The organism is Pseudobacillus badius (assembly GCF_002189605.1).
GTDB lineage: Bacteria > Bacillota > Bacilli > Bacillales > Domibacillaceae > Pseudobacillus > Pseudobacillus badius.
On sequence record NZ_MWMM01000008.1, the window covers coordinates 110753 to 129611 of the forward strand.

Below are 18859 nucleotides of genomic sequence, written 5' to 3' on the forward strand. Positions count from 1 at the left end.
ATGATTATGACGACCGCTCGTGGATTAGAAGGAGTAGTAGCAACAACATCTTCAGTAAGCTCAATTATTGATGATACCCTTACATATGCAGGCTATAACATTGATGATTTAGCTGAAAATGCCAGCTTTGAAGAGGTAATTTATCTGCTGTGGCATCGCAAGCTTCCTACACAAGCAGAGCTGGACGAGTTAAAACAGCAATTATCAGACAGCTATGATCTTCCTCAAGAAGTAATTAACCACTTTAAAATGTATCCAATTGATAAAGTCCATCCAATGGCCGCCCTCCGAACAGCTGTTTCATTAATTGGTTTATACGATGAAGAAGCCGATGTAATGAACGAGGAGGCTAATTACCGCAAGGCTATCCGTCTGCAAGCAAAGATTCCTGCGCTTGTTACCGCTTTTGCCCGTATCCGCAAAGGAGAAGAGCCGATTGCACCGCGCAAGGATTTCGGTTTAGCAGAAAATTTCTTATACATGCTTTCCGGAAAAGAACCAGAGGCTGTAGAAATTGAAGCGTTCGACAAAGCGCTTGTTCTTCATGCGGATCATGAATTGAATGCTTCCACTTTTACCGCTCGCGTCTGCGTAGCCACTTTATCTGATGTATATTCCGGTGTAACAGCAGCTATTTCTGCATTAAAAGGACCGCTTCATGGCGGAGCAAATGAGCAAGTAATGAAAATGCTCACAGATATCGGTTCTGTTGATAACGTAGAGCCTTATATCTTAAATAAGTTAAACAATAAAGAGAAAATCATGGGCTTTGGCCACCGTGTATATCGTCAAGGCGATCCGCGTGCCAAGCATTTAAAGGAAATGTCAAGAAAGCTGACAGAATTAACTGGAGAGAAGCAATGGTACGAGATGTCTACGCAAATTGAAGAGCTGGTGACAAGCCAGAAAAAGCTTCCGCCAAACGTTGACTTCTATTCAGCTTCTGTTTACCACAGCTTGGGCATTGAACATGATTTGTTCACGCCTATCTTTGCGGTAAGCCGTGTATCCGGCTGGCTTGCGCATATTCTAGAGCAGTATGCGAACAACCGCCTGATCCGTCCGCGTGCTGAGTACACAGGACCTGGCATGCAGGAGTACGTGCCGATTGGCGAGCGCAAGTAATTCTAATATTTACAAAAGCCAAAAAAATTGGTGTAATATAAATTGAGTAACAAAGGTTAGACGGCGCAGGCCTCTAACCTTTGATTATGGAATTGGAGGTATTTTTCATGACACAAGGCGAAAAAATTACTGTATCAAACGGAGTTTTAAATGTACCAAACCATCCAGTAATCCCGTTTATCGAGGGAGATGGAATTGGCCCGGACATTTGGGCAGCAGCTTCCCGCGTGCTTGATGCAGCTGTTGAGAAAGCATACAATGGCGAAAAGAAAATTGAGTGGAAAGAAGTATACGCAGGAGAAAAGGCATTCAACAAAACAGGCGAATGGCTTCCTGAAGAAACATTAGAGCTTATTCGCGAGTATTTAATCGCGATTAAAGGTCCATTAACAACACCAATTGGCGGCGGTTTCCGTTCATTGAATGTGGCGCTTCGCCAGGAATTGGATTTATTCGTTTGCTTGCGCCCTGTGCGTTATTTTGACGGAGTACCTTCTCCAATCAAACGTCCTGAAGACACAGACATGGTGATCTTCCGTGAGAACACAGAGGACATTTATGCAGGCATCGAATACAAAGAGGGCTCCGATGAAGTGAAGAAAGTCATTGAATTCCTGAAAAATGAAATGGGCGTTAATAAAATCCGCTTCCCTGAAACTTCAGGTATCGGCATTAAGCCAATTTCTAAAGAAGGAACAACTCGCTTAGTTCGTTCAGCTATCAACTATGCGATTAAAGAAGGACGCAAATCTGTTACTTTAGTACATAAAGGTAACATTATGAAGTTCACAGAAGGCGCGTTTAAAAACTGGGGCTACGAGCTAGCTGAAAAAGAATTCGGCGATAAAGTATTTACTTGGGCTCAATATGACAAAATAAAAGAAGAGCAAGGCACAGAAGCAGCTAATAAAGCACAAGCTGATGCAGAAGCAGCCGGCAAAATCATCATTAAAGATGCGATTGCAGATATTTTCCTTCAGCAAATTTTGACTCGTCCGAAAGAGTTTGATGTCGTAGCAACAATGAACTTGAACGGAGACTATATTTCTGACGCACTTGCTGCACAGGTTGGCGGAATCGGAATTGCTCCGGGAGCTAACATCAACTATGAAACAGGACATGCTATTTTTGAAGCAACACATGGCACAGCTCCGAAATATGCCGGTCTTGACAAGGTAAATCCATCTTCTGTTCTGCTTTCAGGCGTATTGCTGCTTGAGCACTTAGGATGGAATGAAGCAGCCAACATGATTACTGCATCTGTAGAAAAAACAATTGCATCTAAAGTTGTTACTTATGACTTTGCCCGTTTAATGGAAGGTGCAACTGAAGTGAAAACTTCTGAGTTTGCTGATGAATTAATTAAAAACCTTTAATAGACAGCCTTATCGTCCTTTGAAAAAGGGCGATGCTACATGAAGTGTATACTCTACCTAACTTTAAGGGGGGAACTTTCTCATGTCTTTAAAACGTAAAAAGATTTCTGTCATCGGAGCCGGTTTCACAGGAGCCACTACAGCATTCTTGCTTGCACAAAAAGAGTTGGGAGATGTTGTTCTAGTCGATATTCCGCAAGCGGAAGGGCCAACGAAGGGAAAAGCGCTTGATATGCTTGAAGCAAGCCCTGTACAAGGGTTTGATACAAATATTATTGGTACATCGAGCTACGAAGATACAAAGGACTCTGACCTTGTCATCATTACAGCCGGTGTAGCGCGCAAACCAGGAATGAGCCGTGACGATTTAGTGCAAACCAACCAAAAGGTAATGAAAGCTGTGACTGCTGAAATCGTAAAGAGCTCTCCAAATTGTCACATCATCGTGTTAACAAATCCTGCGGATGCGATGACATATACTGTGTTTAAAGAATCAGGTTTCCCGAAAAACCGTGTAATTGGCCAATCAGGCGTGCTTGATACTGCACGATTCCGCACATTTGTGGCGCAAGAATTGAACCTGTCTGTGAAAGATATTACAGGCTTCGTTCTTGGCGGTCATGGCGACGATATGGTTCCGCTTGTGCGCTATTCTTATGCAGGCGGCATCCCGCTGGAAACACTCATCCCGCAAGACCGTCTTGATGCTATCGTTGAACGGACGCGCAAAGGCGGCGGCGAGATTGTTTCCCTTCTCGGCAATGGGTCTGCATATTATGCGCCTGCCGCTTCTCTTGTAGAGATGGCAGAAGCGATCTTGAAAGATCAGCGCCGCATTCTGCCTGCCATCGCTTATCTTGAAGGCGAATATGGCCATGAAGGACTTTACCTGGGCGTACCAACGATTCTTGGTAAAGGCGGTATCGAAAAAGTCATCGAGCTGGAATTAACGGAAGATGAGAAAGCCGCTTTGCAAAAGTCGGTTGATTCCGTACGAAGCGTAATGAGTGTTCTCTCTTAATAAATAGGTATGCCAAAAACCGCCAGTTGAACTGGCGGTTTTTTCGATTTGCGGCAGGAGGGGAAATCCGCCGTCTAAGCTCGTTTCTTCCTTTTTCAACAGGAGAAGGTTAAGGTATAATGAGGGAAGAACGGTCATTACTTTCCTGGGAGGGCAAAATGAATAAAAAAGTCTTAGTCGTAGATGATGAACCATCAATTGCAACACTGATTAAATATAATTTAGAACAGGCTGGCTATGAAGTCATTACGGCAGCTGACGGAGAGGAAGCGCTAAAAAAAACCCTGGAGGAATTTCCGGACTTGCTCGTTTTAGATTGGATGCTTCCGCGGATGGATGGCATGGAGGTATGCAAGGAACTGCGCCAGCGCAAAATCCCCACCCCTATTTTAATGCTTACAGCAAAGGATGAAGAATTTGACAAAGTGCTTGGCCTGGAGCTAGGGGCGGACGATTATATGACCAAGCCATTCAGCCCAAGAGAGCTGCTGGCAAGGGTGAAGGCGATTTTGCGCCGTTTGACTCATATGCCAAAGCTGGAAGAGGATAGCGGACAAGAGCAAGGGCTTACTGTGGCAGATATTGAAATTTATCCTGAAAAATATGAAGCTTATTTTCGGGGCAGCCTTCTCGAGTTGACGCCGAAGGAATTCGAATTGCTTCTCTATTTAATGGAAAACAAGGGGCGTGTATTAACGCGTGATCAGCTGCTGAGCGCTGTATGGAAATACGACTTTGCCGGTGACACACGAATTGTTGACGTACATATTAGCCATTTGCGTGAAAAAATTGAACATAACACAAGAAAACCAGAGTACATAAAAACGATCCGCGGATTAGGCTATAAACTAGAGGAGCCTAAAGCTACATGATTAAGTTTCGCACCCGGCTCGTCTTGGCTCTGCTCTCTCTCATTATTCTCGTCCTTGCAGCGCTGGGAATTATGCTCGGACAAATGTTCAAGGGCTATTATTTATCTACATTTAATGAACGCCTGGAAAAAGAGACAGAAATACTGGCAGGAGAAATCCGGCGGGAGGGCGGTGTCCACTCCTTTGATACAGAGATCATCAAAAGCTGGAGCGACGAATTAAAGGTGCGCATTTCTCTTGCTGATGCTTCCGGCCGCTTAATCTTTGACAGCGGGGCGACGAATCACGGCACACCCGTTTCTGACCATCAAAAGATTGTCAAGCGACTTGCCGATACCGATCCATCGACTGCTTACCAAGAATCTCTCGCCAGTAAATTTGGAGAACATTATCATTGGCGAATGCTGACCAACCAGTCAGGGCAAGCGGATGGAATGGTCGTGCTAAATACAAAAGTGAAAGATCTTGATCAAATCTATCGGCAGATTTGGATCATTTTATTATTTTCTCTTGGCGCCTCGCTCGTCTTGCTGACCTTATTTGGGACAAAAATTACAAATCGGTATACGAAGCCGATTGAGTCAGCTACCAAAGTGGCGATTGAACTGGCGAAAGGCAATTACCGGGCGCGGACGCATGAAATCCCGCCGGATGAAGTTGGAATGCTCAACACCTCGATCAATATCCTTGCTCGCAACCTGCAGGAAATGATGCAGGCACAGGAGGTCCATCAAAACCGGCTGTCCACATTAATCGAGAACATAGAAAGCGGCTTGCTGTTAATAGATGACCGCGGCTTTATCATTATGGTAAACCGGTCATTTAAAAGTTATTTCCGCTTAGAAAATAAACGGTTGATCAAAAAGCGCTATCATGAAGCCATTCCTCATCCGGAAGTACTCGACATCATTGAGGAAGTATTCATGACCGAGCAAAATGTCCGTAAGCAGCTGCTGTTGCCGCTCGGCATCGAGAGAAAGCATTTTGAAATATCCGGGGCGCCAATCATTGGTACAAATGCCGAATGGAAAGGCATATTGATTGTTTTTCATGATATTACGAATTTGAAAAAACTTGAACAAATGCGCAAAGATTTTGTCGCAAATGTGTCCCATGAGCTGAAAACGCCGATCACTTCTATTAAAGGTTTTACGGAAACATTGTTAGATGGAGCACTTGAAGATAAAGAAGCGCTGACGATGTTTTTAAATATTATTTTAAAAGAGAGTGAACGGATGGAGTCGCTTGTGATGGATTTGCTGGAGCTGTCTAAAATCGAACAAAAAGGAATCTCTCTCAATATCACTTCCTTGGCTGTAGATGAAGTGATTCAAGAAGTGATCCCTTCCTTGCAAAATCGCTTTGAAGACAAGCAGCTTGAGCTTTCGCTTCAACTGGAGGAAAATTTAAAAATTACAGGAGATGCCAGCAGGCTAAAGCAAGTATTCTTCAACTTGCTGACGAATGCCATTTTATATACACAGGAAGGCGGCCGGATAGAAGTCCGGGCGTTCGAAACAGGAGAGCGGGTCATTGTGGAGGTAGAGGACGATGGCATTGGCATAAGCCCGGATGAGCTGCCGCGGATTTTTGAACGCTTTTACCGGGTAGATAAAGCGAGAAGCCGCAATTCGGGAGGAACCGGCCTGGGCCTAGCGATCGTCAAGCATATTATTGAAGCGCATGACGGAGAGATTTTTGTGAAAAGTAAAGCAAATGAAGGGACCACGTTTACTGTCTCTTTAAAAAAGCAAAGGGAAGGTGACTGCTTTGAAGAAAAAAATCGTATTAATTGACGGAAACAGCATTGCTTATCGGGCGTTTTTTGCGCTGCCCCTACTCAATAATAATAAAGGTGTACATACGAACGCCGTCTACGGCTTTGCCATGATGCTCTTAAAGGTGCTGAAGGAAGAACAGCCGACCCATCTTCTCGTGGCTTTCGATGCCGGAAAAACAACTTTCAGGCATGAGACATACAGCGATTATAAAGGCGGCCGTCAAAAAACGCCGCCTGAGCTGTCTGAGCAGTTTCCTTACATTCGCGAATTGTTGAAAGCATACGGCATTGCCCACTATGAACTGGAAAATTATGAAGCTGATGATATTATTGGCACGCTATCTCTGAAAGCCGAACAGGAAGACTTTTACATAAAGATCTATTCTGGAGATAAAGATTTAACCCAGCTTGCTTCTGAGGCTACAACGGTGTGTATCACCAGAAAGGGCATTACCGATATTGAAGAATATACACCAGCGCACGTGGAAGAAAAGTATGGTCTCACGCCTGAGCAAATTATTGATATGAAAGGGCTGATGGGCGATTCCTCCGATAATATTCCGGGAATTCCCGGAGTCGGTGAAAAGACGGCCATCAAACTGTTAAAGCAATTTGGATCTGTGGAAAAGCTGCTTTCCTCCATCGATGAAGTCAGCGGCAAGAAACTGCAGGAAAAGCTCCGTGAGCATGAACAGCTTGCTGTGATGAGCAAGGAGCTTGCTACTATTTTGCGTGAAGTGCCTCTTGACTTTTCACTAACCAGTCTAGAATACAATGAGCCGGATGATGAAAGAGTGTATGAGCTGTTTAAGGAACTTGGCTTTAACTCGCTGCTTGAAAAGCTTGATCGCCCGGCACAAGAAACAGCTCCTCATCAGCAGGTGAATTACACCCAAGCATCAGAGGTGACCGCCGATATGCTTGGCGAAGAAGCATCTCTCTATTTGGAAATGATTACTGAAAACTATCATCATGCCGAAGTGGCCGGCTTTGGAATCAGCGGACAAAAAGGAACGTACTTTGTGCCGGCTGAAGCAGCCTTGGCGTCACCTGCTTTTAAAAAGTGGGCAGAAGATGAATCAAAGAAAAAATCAGTGTATGATGCGAAGCGTACAATGATCGGTTTAAGACGGCATGGGATCGAGTTGAAGGGAATTGACTTTGATGTCTGGCTTGCTTCTTATTTGCTCAATCCGTCTGAATCACCAGAGGATTTCGCTGCCGTGGCAAAGCTCCATGGAGTTTCTTCTGTTCAATCAGACGAAGCGGTTTACGGGAAAGGCGCTAAGCGCAAACTGCCGGAAGAGCCGGAGTATGCCGAGCACATTGCTTCAAAAGCAGCAGCGATTGACCTGTTAAAGGCTGTTTGTTTAGAGGAGCTGGAAGCCAATCATCAGCTTGATTTATTTTACGAATTGGAACTCCCGCTTGCCTTCATTCTGGCAGATATGGAATCAGAAGGGGTCCAGGTGGATGTCGGTCGCTTGAAGGAGATGGGAGAAGAGTTGAAGGGCAAGCTGACGGATATTGAACAGACCATTTATGCACTTGCCGGTACAGAGTTTAATATCAATTCGCCGAAACAGCTCGGAACGATTTTATTCGATAAATTGGGTCTGCCTCCCATTAAGAAAACCAAGACAGGCTACTCCACCTCTGCGGATGTGCTTGAGAAGCTTGCGCCGTCACATGAAATTGTTGAGCACATTCTTCATTACCGCCAGTTGGGCAAGCTGCAGTCTACTTATATAGAGGGCCTTCTCAAGGTAGTGGATGCCGATACTCATAAGATTCACACTCGCTTTAATCAGGCGCTGACGCAAACCGGCCGATTAAGCTCGACTGAGCCGAATTTGCAAAATATCCCCATCCGGCTGGAAGAAGGGAGAAAGATCCGTCAGGCGTTTATTCCGTCAGCACAAGACTCGGTGATCTTCGCTGCAGACTATTCGCAAATTGAATTGCGGGTGCTTGCTCATATTGCCGATGACGAAAAATTAATCGACGCTTTCTTGCATGATCTCGATATTCACACGGCAACAGCCGCAGATGTCTTCCATGTGTCACAGGATGAGGTCGACAGTCATATGCGGCGACAGGCCAAAGCCGTCAACTTTGGCATTGTCTATGGCATCAGTGATTATGGATTGTCTCAAAGTCTAGGGATTACGAGAAAAGAGGCCGCTACCTTTATTGACCGCTATCTGCACACCTATCCGGGTGTCAAAGAATACATGGATTCTATTATCCGTGAAGCAAAAGAAAAAGGGTTTGTGACGACACTTCTGCAGCGCCGCCGCTACATTCCAGAAATTACAAGCCGCAACTTTAATTTGCGGGGTTTTGGAGAACGGACGGCCATGAATACGCCAATTCAGGGAAGTGCTGCAGACATTATTAAAAAGGCGATGATTGATGCAGCGGAGAGGCTGGAGAAGGAGCAGCTCCAATCTAAGCTGCTGCTGCAAGTGCACGATGAATTGATTTTTGAAGTGCCAAAAGAAGAAATTGACACGATGAAGCAGCTTGTTCCGGAAGTGATGGAACAGGCCATTCAATTGAAAGTGCCATTGAAAGTTGATTATTCGTACGGTCCGACCTGGTACGATGCTAAATAACAATAAAGGATAGAGAGGAGAGAGCTATTTGCCTGAAATGCCAGAAGTAGAAACAGTCCGGCGCACATTAAAGCAGCTTGTGATCGGCAAAACCATCCGGGAGGTCGAAATCCGGTGGCCAAATATAATCAAAAAACCGGAGCAGGCTGAACAATTTGCGGATGCTTTAGCCGGTGAGACGATTCATGACGTATTGCGCAGAGGCAAGTTTCTGATTTTTATTCTTGATCATTATTCACTTGTTTCCCATTTGCGGATGGAGGGCAAATACCGCCTTCATGAACCCGGGGAGAAAGAAGAGCCTCATACACATGTCTTATTTACATTTACGGATGGTTCGGCTCTGCATTACCGGGATGTCCGCAAATTCGGAACAATGCATTTGTTCCAGCAAGGGCAAGAGTATGATTCTCTGCCATTATCACAGCTTGGTCCTGAACCATTTTCAGAGGATTTTTCGCTTGATTATGTGAAAAGCAAGTTAAAGAAAACAGAACGAAATATTAAAGCCGTGCTGCTCGATCAGAAGGTATTCGTCGGACTTGGCAATATTTATGTCGATGAAGCGCTTTTTCGGGCACAGATTCATCCTGAGCGAAAAGCTCATTCTCTTAACGAAGAAGAGGTAGCCGCTTTGCACCAGGAAATTATTTCAACGCTGCGGGAAGCTGTTGATAAAGGCGGCAGTACAGTGCGCTCCTATGTAAATAGTCAAGGACAAGCCGGCACCTTTCAAGAAACTCACTTTGTTTATAGCCGTAAAGGAGAGCCGTGCAAACGCTGCGGTGAATTGATTGTTAAAATAAGAACGGCCGGCAGAGGCACGCATATCTGCCCGAATTGCCAGCCGTTGCCGCACGGATAAAACCGAACCTTCCCATCCATCCTTCCATATACTACAGTAACGTTTTGATAGGGGAGGAGCTGCGTAATGGATGGGTATCTTTCGTTATTTATGCTGGCAGCGGCGGTTAGTTTAGACAGTTTCAGCGCGGGCCTTGCTTACGGATTAAAAAAGCTGAACCTGCCGATGAAGTCTTCTCTTATTTTATCGCTTTGCTCGGCAACGGCGCTTCTTATTGCCATGGGAGCGGGCCATTGGCTGAGCCGATGGTTCAGTGAACAGGCGGCTAACCGGCTCGGCGGCACAATTTTAATCGCGCTGGGAGCTTGGGTGCTTTGGCAATTTTTTCGGGAAGGGCATAAGCATGAGCAATCCGAGGAAAAGCCTCTCATCCATTTAGAGTTAAAGCGGCTCGGTGTCGTCATTCATATTTTTAAACGGCCAACAGCCGCTGATTTAGATCAATCGGGAACCATTAATGGATTAGAAGCGCTGCTTTTGGGCTTTGCGCTTTCGCTCGATGCCTTTGGAGCAGGTTTAGGAGCGGCTATGCTGAGCTATCCGGCAATCGGGCTCGCCACCGCTGTAGCAGTGATGAATCTGTTATTCGTCACAGGAGGATTGGCCTGCGGCCGAAAGTTTGCTGGCGTCCAATGGGTGCAGCGCATTTCCTTTTTTCCCGGCATCTTATTAATTATTTTAGGAACGTTGAAAATCTAACAGCTTGGAGGGGAAATAGTGGCAGTTATTATCGGATTAACTGGGGGAATTGCAAGCGGAAAAAGCACCGTCAGCCGCTTGCTGCAGGAGATGGGCTATACAATTGTAGACGCGGATGTGGCAGCCCGGGCAGTAGTAGAGCCGGGGCGCCCCGCTCTTGCCCAAATTGCAGAAGCATTTGGACAAGAGATGCTTTTGGCGGATGGCTCGCTTGACCGCGGCCGCCTGGGAGACCTTATTTTTCATAACGAAGAGCACCGGAAAAAGCTAAATAGCATTGTTCATCCAGCTGTACGCCAGTTTATGCTTGCGGAAAAAGACGCAGCAATGGCAGCGGGCAAGCAAACAGTGATTATGGATATTCCGCTCCTATATGAAAGTGAACTGACATGGATGGTGGAAAAGGTAATTGTTGTTTATACAGATGAGACCACCCAGCTGGACAGGCTGATTGCCCGCAACAGCTTGAGCGCGGAGGCAGCAAAAGCACGCATCGCTTCCCAGCTTCCGCTGGCAGAAAAAGCAAAAAGAGCGGATGCGGTGATTAATAATAACGGAACGATTGAACAAACGAAAGAGCAGCTCTTGCGTGTCATTGAAGAGTGGCAATTAACTCCTTAACCTGTCCTGCATGGACGGGTTTTTTTATTAGTCATTTTATTGAGTGGATACTTGTAAAGTTCACTTGACATAGATCATTCGTGTAAAGTATACTTTACGTAAAGTTAACTTTACTATCGGATTAAGGAGGACAAATGAAAAATAACATTCGCCAGAAGCGGACAGAGAGCGGCATTACCCAGGAGGAGCTATCGAAAAAGCTGCATGTATCGAGGCAAACGGTCATTTCTCTTGAGAAAGGAAAGTATAATCCTTCTCTCGTTTTAGCTCATAAGCTTGCTCAAGTGTTTAATTGTTCGATTGAAGATTTATTTATTTTTGAAGGAGATGAGAATATTGACTGAAACAGTGGCAAATGCTTTAACCGCCCTATCAGGTTTACTAGGCGGTATTTTGGTAGCGGTCATCGTTTATTTTATTAACCGGTCTATTGGAAAGAAGAAGAGATGGTTTGATGAGCGGCAGCAGCATGTGGCTTCGCGGGCTAAAGCGGCTGCTTGGAATGCTACGTCAGTTATTCTTCTGGTTGCCTGGGCTATTATTATTATTTATGACGGGATTTCTTTTTCGTTTTTTTTGATGACAGGCATCTGGGCAGCTCATAACCTTTCTCTTATTGCAACAAGCGTGTATTTTAACAGCCAAAACTAGGAGAACAAATGTGTTATTTTCTGAATAGTTAAATTTATGATTTTGGGGTTTTTGGGCTTCCACTTAGAGATAAATATGTTATACTAATTGCAGATAAAAAAACAATTAAGTATAACATTTATTGATATAGGAGGAGCCGGTTTATGAAGGCGAAAGTAGCAATTAACGGATTTGGACGTATTGGAAGAATGGTCTTCCGCAAAGCGATTTTAGAAGATAAGTTTGATATTGTTGCTGTAAACGCAAGCTATCCTGCGGAGACGCTTGCTCATTTGATAAAGTATGACACAAACCATGGCAAATTTGACGGAGATGTTCAAATTGAAGAGAATGCTTTAATTGTAAATGGCAAACGTGTTCAATTAGTGAACAACCGTGATCCGCGTGAGCTTCCTTGGAAAGAGCTTGGCATCGAGATTGTTATCGAAGCAACAGGTAAATTCAACGCTCGCGAGAAAGCGGCTCTTCATTTAGAAGCAGGGGCGCAAAAGGTCGTATTGACAGCTCCAGGTAAAAACGAAGATGTTACTATTGTTATGGGTGTAAACCAAGATGATTTAGATATCGAAAAGCATGAAGTAATTTCCAACGCTTCTTGTACAACAAACTGCCTGGCTCCGGTAGCAAAAGTGCTTAACGATACATTTGGCATTGAAAACGGCTTGATGACCACTGTTCATGCTTATACAAATGACCAAAACAATATTGATAACCCGCATAAAGATTTGCGCCGTGCCCGTGCATGTGCTCAATCAATTATTCCGACATCTACAGGAGCAGCTAAAGCGTTGTCACTTGTGCTTCCTGAGTTAAAAGGAAAAATTCATGGCATGGCTTTGCGCGTTCCAACTTCCAATGTTTCTTTAGTAGACCTTGTAGTGGATTTAAAGCGTGAAGTAACTGTTGATGAAGTAAATGAAGCATTTATTCAAGCTTCTGAAGGTGCATTAAAAGGAATTATTGAATTTACGACAGAGCCATTAGTATCTGTTGACTTTAATACAAACCCTCATTCCTCCATCATTGACGGCTTGTCAACGATCGTCATGGAAGGAACAAAGGTCAAAGTTCTAGCTTGGTATGACAACGAGTGGGGCTATTCTTGCCGTGTCGTAGACCTTGTCAGCTATGTCGCTGAAAATATGAAAAAAAAAGTTGAGGTAACTGCTTAATTTACCGACAGCGGATTGCTTGTAATCCGCCAGAAATAAAACAAAGCCCGCAGATCGCTTTTCTGGGGGCTTTGTTTTGTGTCGGGAAAATAAACGGCTGGCGTTTGAACCGCTCCTTGTCTTTGCTTGCTCCAAGATTGTGGAAAAAAATATCATTTATTAACCATATGTTCATAGTATGAAGAATCGTCTGAAAAATCCTTAAGAAAAATGTTTCAAGGGATATTGCAAAATGAAACTGTTCACAGTATACTAATCTTCGTGAAATAAATAACCGCTTAAAGGGTTAGGACCTCTTCGGACTAACTTTCCCCCGTGGTGGTTATACTTTTACAACGAATATTCTAAAAATTGTAAAAGGGGGAAGCGATCATGGATACTATGGGTCGTCACGTAATTGCAGAACTTTGGGGCTGCAATCTTGAAAAATTGAATGATATGGAAACAATTGAACAAATCTTTGTGGATGCTGCATTGAAATCAGGTGCTGAAATCCGGGAAGTGGCGTTTCACAAATTCGCCCCTCAAGGCGTAAGTGGAGTTGTCATCATTTCTGAATCTCATTTAACCATTCACAGCTTTCCAGAGCATGGCTACGCAAGCATTGATGTATATACTTGCGGGGATCTTGATCCGAATATTGCAGCCAACTACATTGCAGAGGCGCTGGAGGCACAGACACAAGAAAAAATGGAAATGCCTCGGGGAATGGGCCCTGTACAAATGAAGCAAGAAGCAAGTGTGTTATAAAAAGAGGTGTATGCGCAGGCATACACCTCTTTCATTTATTTACGGGATATAGTGCCTTGTGCATTTTGCTTCTTTTTAATATGATGAGAGTAATTAATTTAGAATCGGAGTTGGTAGAATGAAATGTCCGGCCTGCCAGCATAATGGCACCCGTGTAATTGATTCAAGGCCTGTGGACGAGGCACGCTCCATCCGCAGGCGCCGCGAATGTGAATCTTGTGCTTATCGGTTTACGACGTTTGAAAAAGTGGAGGACCTTCCGCTGATTGTCGTTAAGAAAGAAGGCACGAGAGAAGAATTTAATCGAGAAAAGCTGTTGCGCGGGTTAATCAAGGCCTGTGAAAAGCGCCCTGTGTCGCTCGAACAGCTTGAAAAACTAACAATGGACGTCGAGAAAGAAATTAGAAGCTGCGGTTTTTCGGAAATCCAATCGGAGAAGGTTGGCGAAATGGTGATGGACCGGCTGGCCGCTATTGATGAGGTCGCCTATGTGCGCTTTGCCTCTGTCTATCGACAGTTTAAGGATATTAATGTGTTTTTAGATGAATTGAAAGAATTGATAAAGAAAGAAGAATAGCAAGCTGGAGGCAACGACCCGTTCTCTAGCTTTTTTTCATCGGTCAGCATTAGAAGTTTCAACACTGAAAGGTTAGATGGTTAACATGAAAAGACATTGGAACGAAATACAGCCGGTGGATGAGTACATCGTTTGTCTGAATGGCATTCTTCACGAGACAGACCGGCGCATCTTAACGTTTTTGTATCAGCCGCTTCTTGGGTCAACATGCTTCAGCTTATATATGACATTGTGGGCGGAAGTGGAAGAAAATCGGCTGCGCTCTGCGACAGCTAACCATTATCATTTGATGAATTTTCTTGATAAAAACCTTCAGGATATTTATGAAGCCCGTTTGAAGCTGGAGGCCCTTGGCTTATTAAAAACGTTTATTCGAAAAAATGGCGAACTGCGTGAATTTGTTTATGAACTGCAGTCGCCTCTTACGCCGGAACAATTTTTTAATGACGGCATGCTTAACGTTTTTTTGTATCGAAAAATAGGCCGTTCACATTTTTTAAGATTAAAAGAGTTTTTTTCAGATGATATTGTCTGCACAGAGGACCATACAGAGATTACAAAAGATTTTCAGGAAGTATTTTCTGCCGGCACGCCGCCAATGGACCGTGAAGTGATGGAAAGCAGTCTGCTTTCAGAGGACAAGCTCTTTATGTCTCAGCCGGACAGGACCGGTGTTCCGCTAAAAATGGAGCAATTTGATTTCAGCCTGCTGGAAAGCTCTCTTCAAGGCGTAATGGTATCGAAGTCAGCTGTCACGCCTTCTGTGAAGGAAACGATCGTAAAGCTCGCTCATTTGTATGGAATAGAACCGCTTGAAATGAAAAACCTATTGCTTACGTCAGTCGACGAAAAAGATGAAATTGACATCGAGGTGCTGCGCAAAGCGGCTCGTGACTGGTATCAGCTGGAGAGAAATGAAAAGTTGCCTGAGCTGATTTATTTGTCCCAGCCAGAAGCACTCCGTACAATTCAAAGCGAACCGTCGACAAAAGAGGAAGAACTGATCCATTATTTAGAAACCGTATCGCCGCGCCAAAGATTGATTGACATTTCCGGAAGCCAGCCATCAAGCGCGGACATGCAGGTAATTGAAGGTGTACTCTTCCAATATAAACTGCCGGCCGGCGTCGTAAATGTGCTTATTGAATACGTCATGCTGAAAACAGATATGAAGCTGACAAAAAGCTATGTGGAGAAAATTGCTTCCCACTGGGCCCGCAAAAAAGTAAAAACCGTCACAGAAGCAATGGAACTCGCTAAAAAAGAGCATCGTCAATATACGGAATGGGCCAAGAACAAACAAGGTCCCAAACAGAAAGTGATCCGTACAGAGAAGCTGCCCGACTGGTTCCATGAGGACGATCAGGCCGTCGAGACGCCTTCCGAAACGAATGAGGAATTGGAAGCTAAGCGAAGAGAGCTGGAAGAGCGGCTGAAAAACAGACGATTAAAAAGGCAGGTGACAAACAATCATGAAACGAATAGATGAAACGTTAAATAAACTGACGAAATCACCGGATTTTAAAACCCGGTATGAACAAACGCGCCAGGAAATTTTAAACGATCCGGCTGTTCGGTCGTTTTTGCTTGAGCATCAGCAGCAAATCACGCCGGATGTGCTTGATAAAAATCTGATGAAGCTCTATGAATATAAAACGCAAAGCTTTGGTTGCGAGAAGTGCCCAAATTTACGGGAATGCATCAATGTGATGCAGGGATTTGAACCGAAGCTGGTCTGGCGGCGCGGAGGAATCGATATCGATTACCATCGCTGCCCGCGGAAGGTGCGCGATGATGAACAAAGAAAAAATGAAAAGCTGATCAACAGTTTGTATGTCCCGAAAGACATTTTGAGTGCCGACTTTTCTAATCTTGATTTGGGGGATTCCGGCCGGTGGCAGGCCATTGAGCTGGCAGAGCATTTTACACAGAAATACGCTAAAGGCGGAGAAGCCAAAGGATTATTTATTCATGGTGCGTTTGGGGTTGGAAAATCTTATTTATTAGGGGCTATTGCTAATGAACTGGCTAATGTAAATATTTCGTCCTTAATCGTTTATTTTCCTGAGTTTATCCGTGAGATGAAACAATCTCTCAACGATCAATCCCTAAATGAAAAACTTGAAGTCGTGAAGAAAGCGCCTGTATTGATGATTGACGATATTGGTGCTGAAGCAATGTCCAGCTGGATGCGTGATGAGATTCTCGGAACGATTTTGCAATTCCGCATGCTGGAGGGGCTGCCAACTTTTTTCACTTCTAATTTCAGCTATGAGGAACTTCAGCATCATTTGGCTCATTCTCAGCGGGGCGAGAAGGAAGAGATGAAGGCGAAGCGGGTAATGGAGCGGATCAAGTTTTTGACGGTGCCTGTTGAGATGAAGGGGATCAATCGGAGAAAATAAAGAGCGAGCCTATTGATTTTTAAATAGTCAAGGAATATAATACGGACATACATGTAAATAGTGTCACAAGTGTTGATAAGGACATGAGCATTTTCTTACGGTTTCCAGAGAGGGAGAGCAAGGCTGAAACTTTCCTAACACGAAGATTGTGCTTACCGCCTTTGAACTTCGGCCGTGAACGCAGCAATGCCAGTAATGGACCGACGGCAGCAGCCGTTATCTGATCTGGAGATTTCAACATTTTTGTTGAAAAGTAGGGTGGAATCGCGAATTAAACCTCGTCCCTTCGTTATTGAAGGACGGGGTTTTTTATTTTGTCAAAAAACTAAGGAGTGTTAAGAATGTCTGAAATGCTGAATATTACCTTTCCTGATGGATCAGTCAAGGAATTTCCGAAAGGAACAACTACAGAAGAAATTGCCCAGTCCATCAGCCCGGGCTTAAGAAAGAAAGCGCTGGCTGGAAAAGTGGATGGCCAGCCCCTTGATCTGCGCACGCCGATCGAAAAAAGCGGCAGCCTGGAGATCGTTACGCCGGATCATGAAGATGCGCTTGAAATCTTGCGCCACAGCACCGCTCATCTAATGGCTCAGGCGGTTAAACGTCTGTACGGCCAGGACAAAGTCAAGCTGGGTGTTGGACCGGTCATTGAAGGCGGATTCTATTATGACATCGATTTAGATGAATCCATTACACCAGAAGATTTGCCGAAGATCGAAAAAGAAATGAAAAAGATTATCGGCGAAAACTTAGAAGTCGTCCGCAAAGAAGTAAGCCGCAATGAAGCGAAAGAATTATACGAAAAGATCGGTGACGAGTATAAAATTGAGTTAATTGATGCGATTCCAGAAGATGAAACAGTAACTATTTATGAACAAGGCGAATTTTTTGATTTGTGCCGCGGCGTACATGTGCCATCCACCAACAAAATTAAAGAATTCAAGCTGCTGAGCATCGCGGGGGCGTATTGGCGCGGCAATAGTGACAATAAAATGCTGCAGCGTATTTATGGTACAGCCTTCTTCAAAAAAGAAGACTTGGACAACCATTTGAAAATGCTTGAAGAAGCAAAAGAGCGCGATCACCGTAAAATCGGCAAAGAACTTGATCTGTTCATGAACTCGCAAAAGGTTGGCCAAGGCCTGCCGATGTGGCTGCCGAAAGGGGCAACGATCCGCCGCATTATCGAGCGTTACATTGTCGACAAGGAAGAAAGCCTAGGCTATCACCATGTATATACGCCGGTAATGGGAAGCGTGGAGCTGTATAAAACGAGCGGCCACTGGGATCACTATCAAGAAAATATGTTCCCGGTAATGGATATGGACAATGAACAGCTCGTGCTGCGTCCGATGAACTGCCCGCATCATATGATGATTTATAAAAACGGCATTCACTCTTATCGCGAGCTGCCAATCCGTATTGCAGAGCTTGGCACGATGCACCGCTATGAAATGTCAGGGGCGCTTTCCGGCTTGCAGCGGGTGCGCGGCATGACATTGAACGATGCGCACGTTTTCGTCCGCCCGGATCAAATTAAAGACGAATTCAAGCGGGTGGTCCATTTAATTTTGGAAGTATACAAAGACTTTGACTTGAATGATTACTCCTTCCGCTTATCTTACCGTGATCCGGAAGATACCGAGAAATATTACGATGACGATGATATGTGGAACAAAGCGCAAAGCATGCTTAAGGAAGCAATGGATGAAATGGAGCTTGATTACTTTGAAGCAGAGGGAGAAGCGGCCTTCTATGGTCCGAAGCTTGATGTCCAAGTGAAAACAGCGCTAGGCAAAGAAGAAACGCTCTCTACCGTCCAGTTAGACTTCTTGCTGCCGGAAAGATTTGACTTAACTTATATTGGTGAAGACGGCAAGCAGCATCGTCCGGTTGTTATTCACCGCGGTGTTGTTTCTACAATGGAGCGTTTTGTTGCTTTCTTAATCGAAGAGTATAAGGGAGCTTTCCCAACATGGCTTGCCCCGGTACAGGTGCAAGTGATTCCGGTATCTGTCGACGTTCATCTTGATTATGCGAAAGAAGTGCAAGAAAAGCTGCAGGCAGCTGGCATTCGAGTAGAGCTTGACATCCGTGATGAGAAGATCGGTTACAAAATTCGTGAAGCACAAATGCAAAAAACGCCGTATATGCTCGTTGTCGGCGATAAGGAAATTGAAACGCATGCTGTGAACGTCCGGAAATATGGAGAGCAAAAATCAGAAACAGTTGCTTTTGGAGACTTTGTGGAAATGATTAAAAAGGAAGCAAAAAAAGCATAACTTTTAAAAAGGTGTTGCTTATTTAAAGAAACTTTGTTAGAATTA

At 44.5% G+C, this 18859-nt stretch carries 17 protein-coding genes and 1 other annotated feature; all 17 genes read left to right on the plus strand.

Features of this window, described 5'->3' with window-relative positions:
* Window positions 1–6: 6 nt before the first annotated feature.
* Window positions 7–1125, plus strand: coding sequence for a citrate synthase (gene citZ, locus B1A98_RS13810; RefSeq protein ID WP_063383740.1), 1119 nt, complete (start codon window positions 7–9; stop codon window positions 1123–1125).
* 86 nt (window positions 1126–1211) lie between these two features.
* Window positions 1212–2501, plus strand: a complete 1290-nt coding sequence (gene icd / locus B1A98_RS13815; RefSeq protein ID WP_255211750.1) for an NADP-dependent isocitrate dehydrogenase — start codon at window positions 1212–1214, stop codon at window positions 2499–2501.
* 82 nt (window positions 2502–2583) lie between these two features.
* Window positions 2584–3522 carry a malate dehydrogenase gene (mdh, locus tag B1A98_RS13820; RefSeq protein ID WP_041114003.1) on the plus strand — a complete coding sequence of 313 codons (939 nt, stop codon included), beginning with the start codon at window positions 2584–2586 and terminating at the stop codon, window positions 3520–3522.
* Window positions 3523–3680: 158 nt separating this feature from the next.
* Window positions 3681–4394, plus strand: a complete 714-nt coding sequence (locus tag B1A98_RS13825) for a response regulator transcription factor (protein ID WP_063383765.1) — start codon at window positions 3681–3683, stop codon at window positions 4392–4394.
* On the plus strand, window positions 4391–6190 hold the full coding sequence (pnpS, locus tag B1A98_RS13830; RefSeq protein ID WP_063383741.1) for a two-component system histidine kinase PnpS: 1800 nt from the start codon (window positions 4391–4393) through the stop codon (window positions 6188–6190). The genes B1A98_RS13825 and pnpS overlap by 4 nt, the downstream gene beginning before the upstream one ends.
* Complete coding sequence (polA, locus tag B1A98_RS13835; RefSeq protein ID WP_063383742.1) at window positions 6165–8792, plus strand: DNA polymerase I; 2628 nt, start codon at window positions 6165–6167, stop codon at window positions 8790–8792. The genes pnpS and polA overlap by 26 nt, the downstream gene beginning before the upstream one ends.
* Window positions 8793–8820: 28 nt before the next feature.
* Entirely contained in the window at window positions 8821–9657 is an 837-nt protein-coding gene (mutM, locus tag B1A98_RS13840) for a DNA-formamidopyrimidine glycosylase (RefSeq protein WP_041097733.1), read from the plus strand.
* 66 nt (window positions 9658–9723) lie between these two features.
* Window positions 9724–10356, plus strand: coding sequence for a sporulation membrane protein YtaF (ytaF, locus tag B1A98_RS13845; protein WP_087903770.1), 633 nt, complete (start codon window positions 9724–9726; stop codon window positions 10354–10356).
* Window positions 10357–10374: 18 nt separating this feature from the next.
* Window positions 10375–10977: a dephospho-CoA kinase gene (gene coaE, locus B1A98_RS13850; RefSeq protein WP_063383743.1), complete on the plus strand. Its 603-nt coding sequence runs from the start codon at window positions 10375–10377 to the stop codon at window positions 10975–10977.
* A 134-nt stretch (window positions 10978–11111) separates the two neighbouring features.
* A complete protein-coding gene (locus B1A98_RS13855) occupies window positions 11112–11321 on the plus strand; it encodes a helix-turn-helix transcriptional regulator (protein WP_063383744.1) in 210 nt (69 codons plus the stop codon).
* Window positions 11305–11628, plus strand: a complete 324-nt coding sequence (locus B1A98_RS13860) for a DUF2178 domain-containing protein (RefSeq protein WP_240492404.1) — start codon at window positions 11305–11307, stop codon at window positions 11626–11628. The genes B1A98_RS13855 and B1A98_RS13860 overlap by 17 nt, the downstream gene beginning before the upstream one ends.
* A gap of 143 nt (window positions 11629–11771) precedes the next feature.
* Window positions 11772–12800, plus strand: a complete 1029-nt coding sequence (locus B1A98_RS13865) for a glyceraldehyde-3-phosphate dehydrogenase (protein ID WP_063383746.1) — start codon at window positions 11772–11774, stop codon at window positions 12798–12800.
* A 372-nt stretch (window positions 12801–13172) separates the two neighbouring features.
* Window positions 13173–13550 (plus strand): adenosylmethionine decarboxylase, encoded by a 378-nt coding sequence (gene speD, locus B1A98_RS13870; protein WP_041097721.1) that lies wholly within the window; start codon window positions 13173–13175, stop codon window positions 13548–13550.
* 118 nt (window positions 13551–13668) lie between these two features.
* A complete protein-coding gene (gene nrdR / locus B1A98_RS13875; RefSeq protein WP_041097719.1) occupies window positions 13669–14127 on the plus strand; it encodes a transcriptional regulator NrdR in 459 nt (152 codons plus the stop codon).
* Window positions 14128–14212: 85 nt separating this feature from the next.
* A complete protein-coding gene (locus tag B1A98_RS13880) occupies window positions 14213–15616 on the plus strand; it encodes a replication initiation and membrane attachment family protein (RefSeq protein ID WP_063383747.1) in 1404 nt (467 codons plus the stop codon).
* Window positions 15600–16532 (plus strand): primosomal protein DnaI, encoded by a 933-nt coding sequence (gene dnaI, locus B1A98_RS13885; RefSeq protein WP_170808512.1) that lies wholly within the window; start codon window positions 15600–15602, stop codon window positions 16530–16532. The genes B1A98_RS13880 and dnaI overlap by 17 nt, the downstream gene beginning before the upstream one ends.
* 63 nt (window positions 16533–16595) lie before the next feature.
* Window positions 16596–16821, plus strand: a binding site (T-box leader).
* 52 nt (window positions 16822–16873) lie between these two features.
* Window positions 16874–18814 (plus strand): threonine--tRNA ligase, encoded by a 1941-nt coding sequence (gene thrS, locus B1A98_RS13890; RefSeq protein WP_063383748.1) that lies wholly within the window; start codon window positions 16874–16876, stop codon window positions 18812–18814.
* The last annotated feature ends 45 nt before the right edge of the window (window positions 18815–18859 follow it).

Excerpts from the sequence above, each read along its gene's own strand:
- B1A98_RS13860 (WP_240492404.1), top strand. The coding sequence starts at position 11,305 with ATGAGAATATTGACTGAAACAGTGGCAAATGCTTTAACCGCCCTATCA.
- speD (WP_041097721.1), top strand. The coding sequence starts at position 13,173 with ATGGATACTATGGGTCGTCACGTAATTGCAGAACTTTGGGGCTGCAAT.
- B1A98_RS13880 (WP_063383747.1), top strand. The coding sequence starts at position 14,213 with ATGAAAAGACATTGGAACGAAATACAGCCGGTGGATGAGTACATCGTT.
- pnpS (WP_063383741.1), top strand. The coding sequence starts at position 4,391 with ATGATTAAGTTTCGCACCCGGCTCGTCTTGGCTCTGCTCTCTCTCATT.
- B1A98_RS13855 (WP_063383744.1), top strand. The coding sequence starts at position 11,112 with ATGAAAAATAACATTCGCCAGAAGCGGACAGAGAGCGGCATTACCCAG.
- nrdR (WP_041097719.1), top strand. The coding sequence starts at position 13,669 with ATGAAATGTCCGGCCTGCCAGCATAATGGCACCCGTGTAATTGATTCA.
- B1A98_RS13865 (WP_063383746.1), top strand. The coding sequence starts at position 11,772 with ATGAAGGCGAAAGTAGCAATTAACGGATTTGGACGTATTGGAAGAATG.
- dnaI (WP_170808512.1), top strand. The coding sequence starts at position 15,600 with ATGAAACGAATAGATGAAACGTTAAATAAACTGACGAAATCACCGGAT.
- mdh (WP_041114003.1), top strand. The coding sequence starts at position 2,584 with ATGTCTTTAAAACGTAAAAAGATTTCTGTCATCGGAGCCGGTTTCACA.
- thrS (WP_063383748.1), top strand. The coding sequence starts at position 16,874 with ATGTCTGAAATGCTGAATATTACCTTTCCTGATGGATCAGTCAAGGAA.
- ytaF (WP_087903770.1), top strand. The coding sequence starts at position 9,724 with ATGGATGGGTATCTTTCGTTATTTATGCTGGCAGCGGCGGTTAGTTTA.
- B1A98_RS13825 (WP_063383765.1), top strand. The coding sequence starts at position 3,681 with ATGAATAAAAAAGTCTTAGTCGTAGATGATGAACCATCAATTGCAACA.
- citZ (WP_063383740.1), top strand. The coding sequence starts at position 7 with ATGACGACCGCTCGTGGATTAGAAGGAGTAGTAGCAACAACATCTTCA.
- icd (WP_255211750.1), top strand. The coding sequence starts at position 1,212 with ATGGAATTGGAGGTATTTTTCATGACACAAGGCGAAAAAATTACTGTA.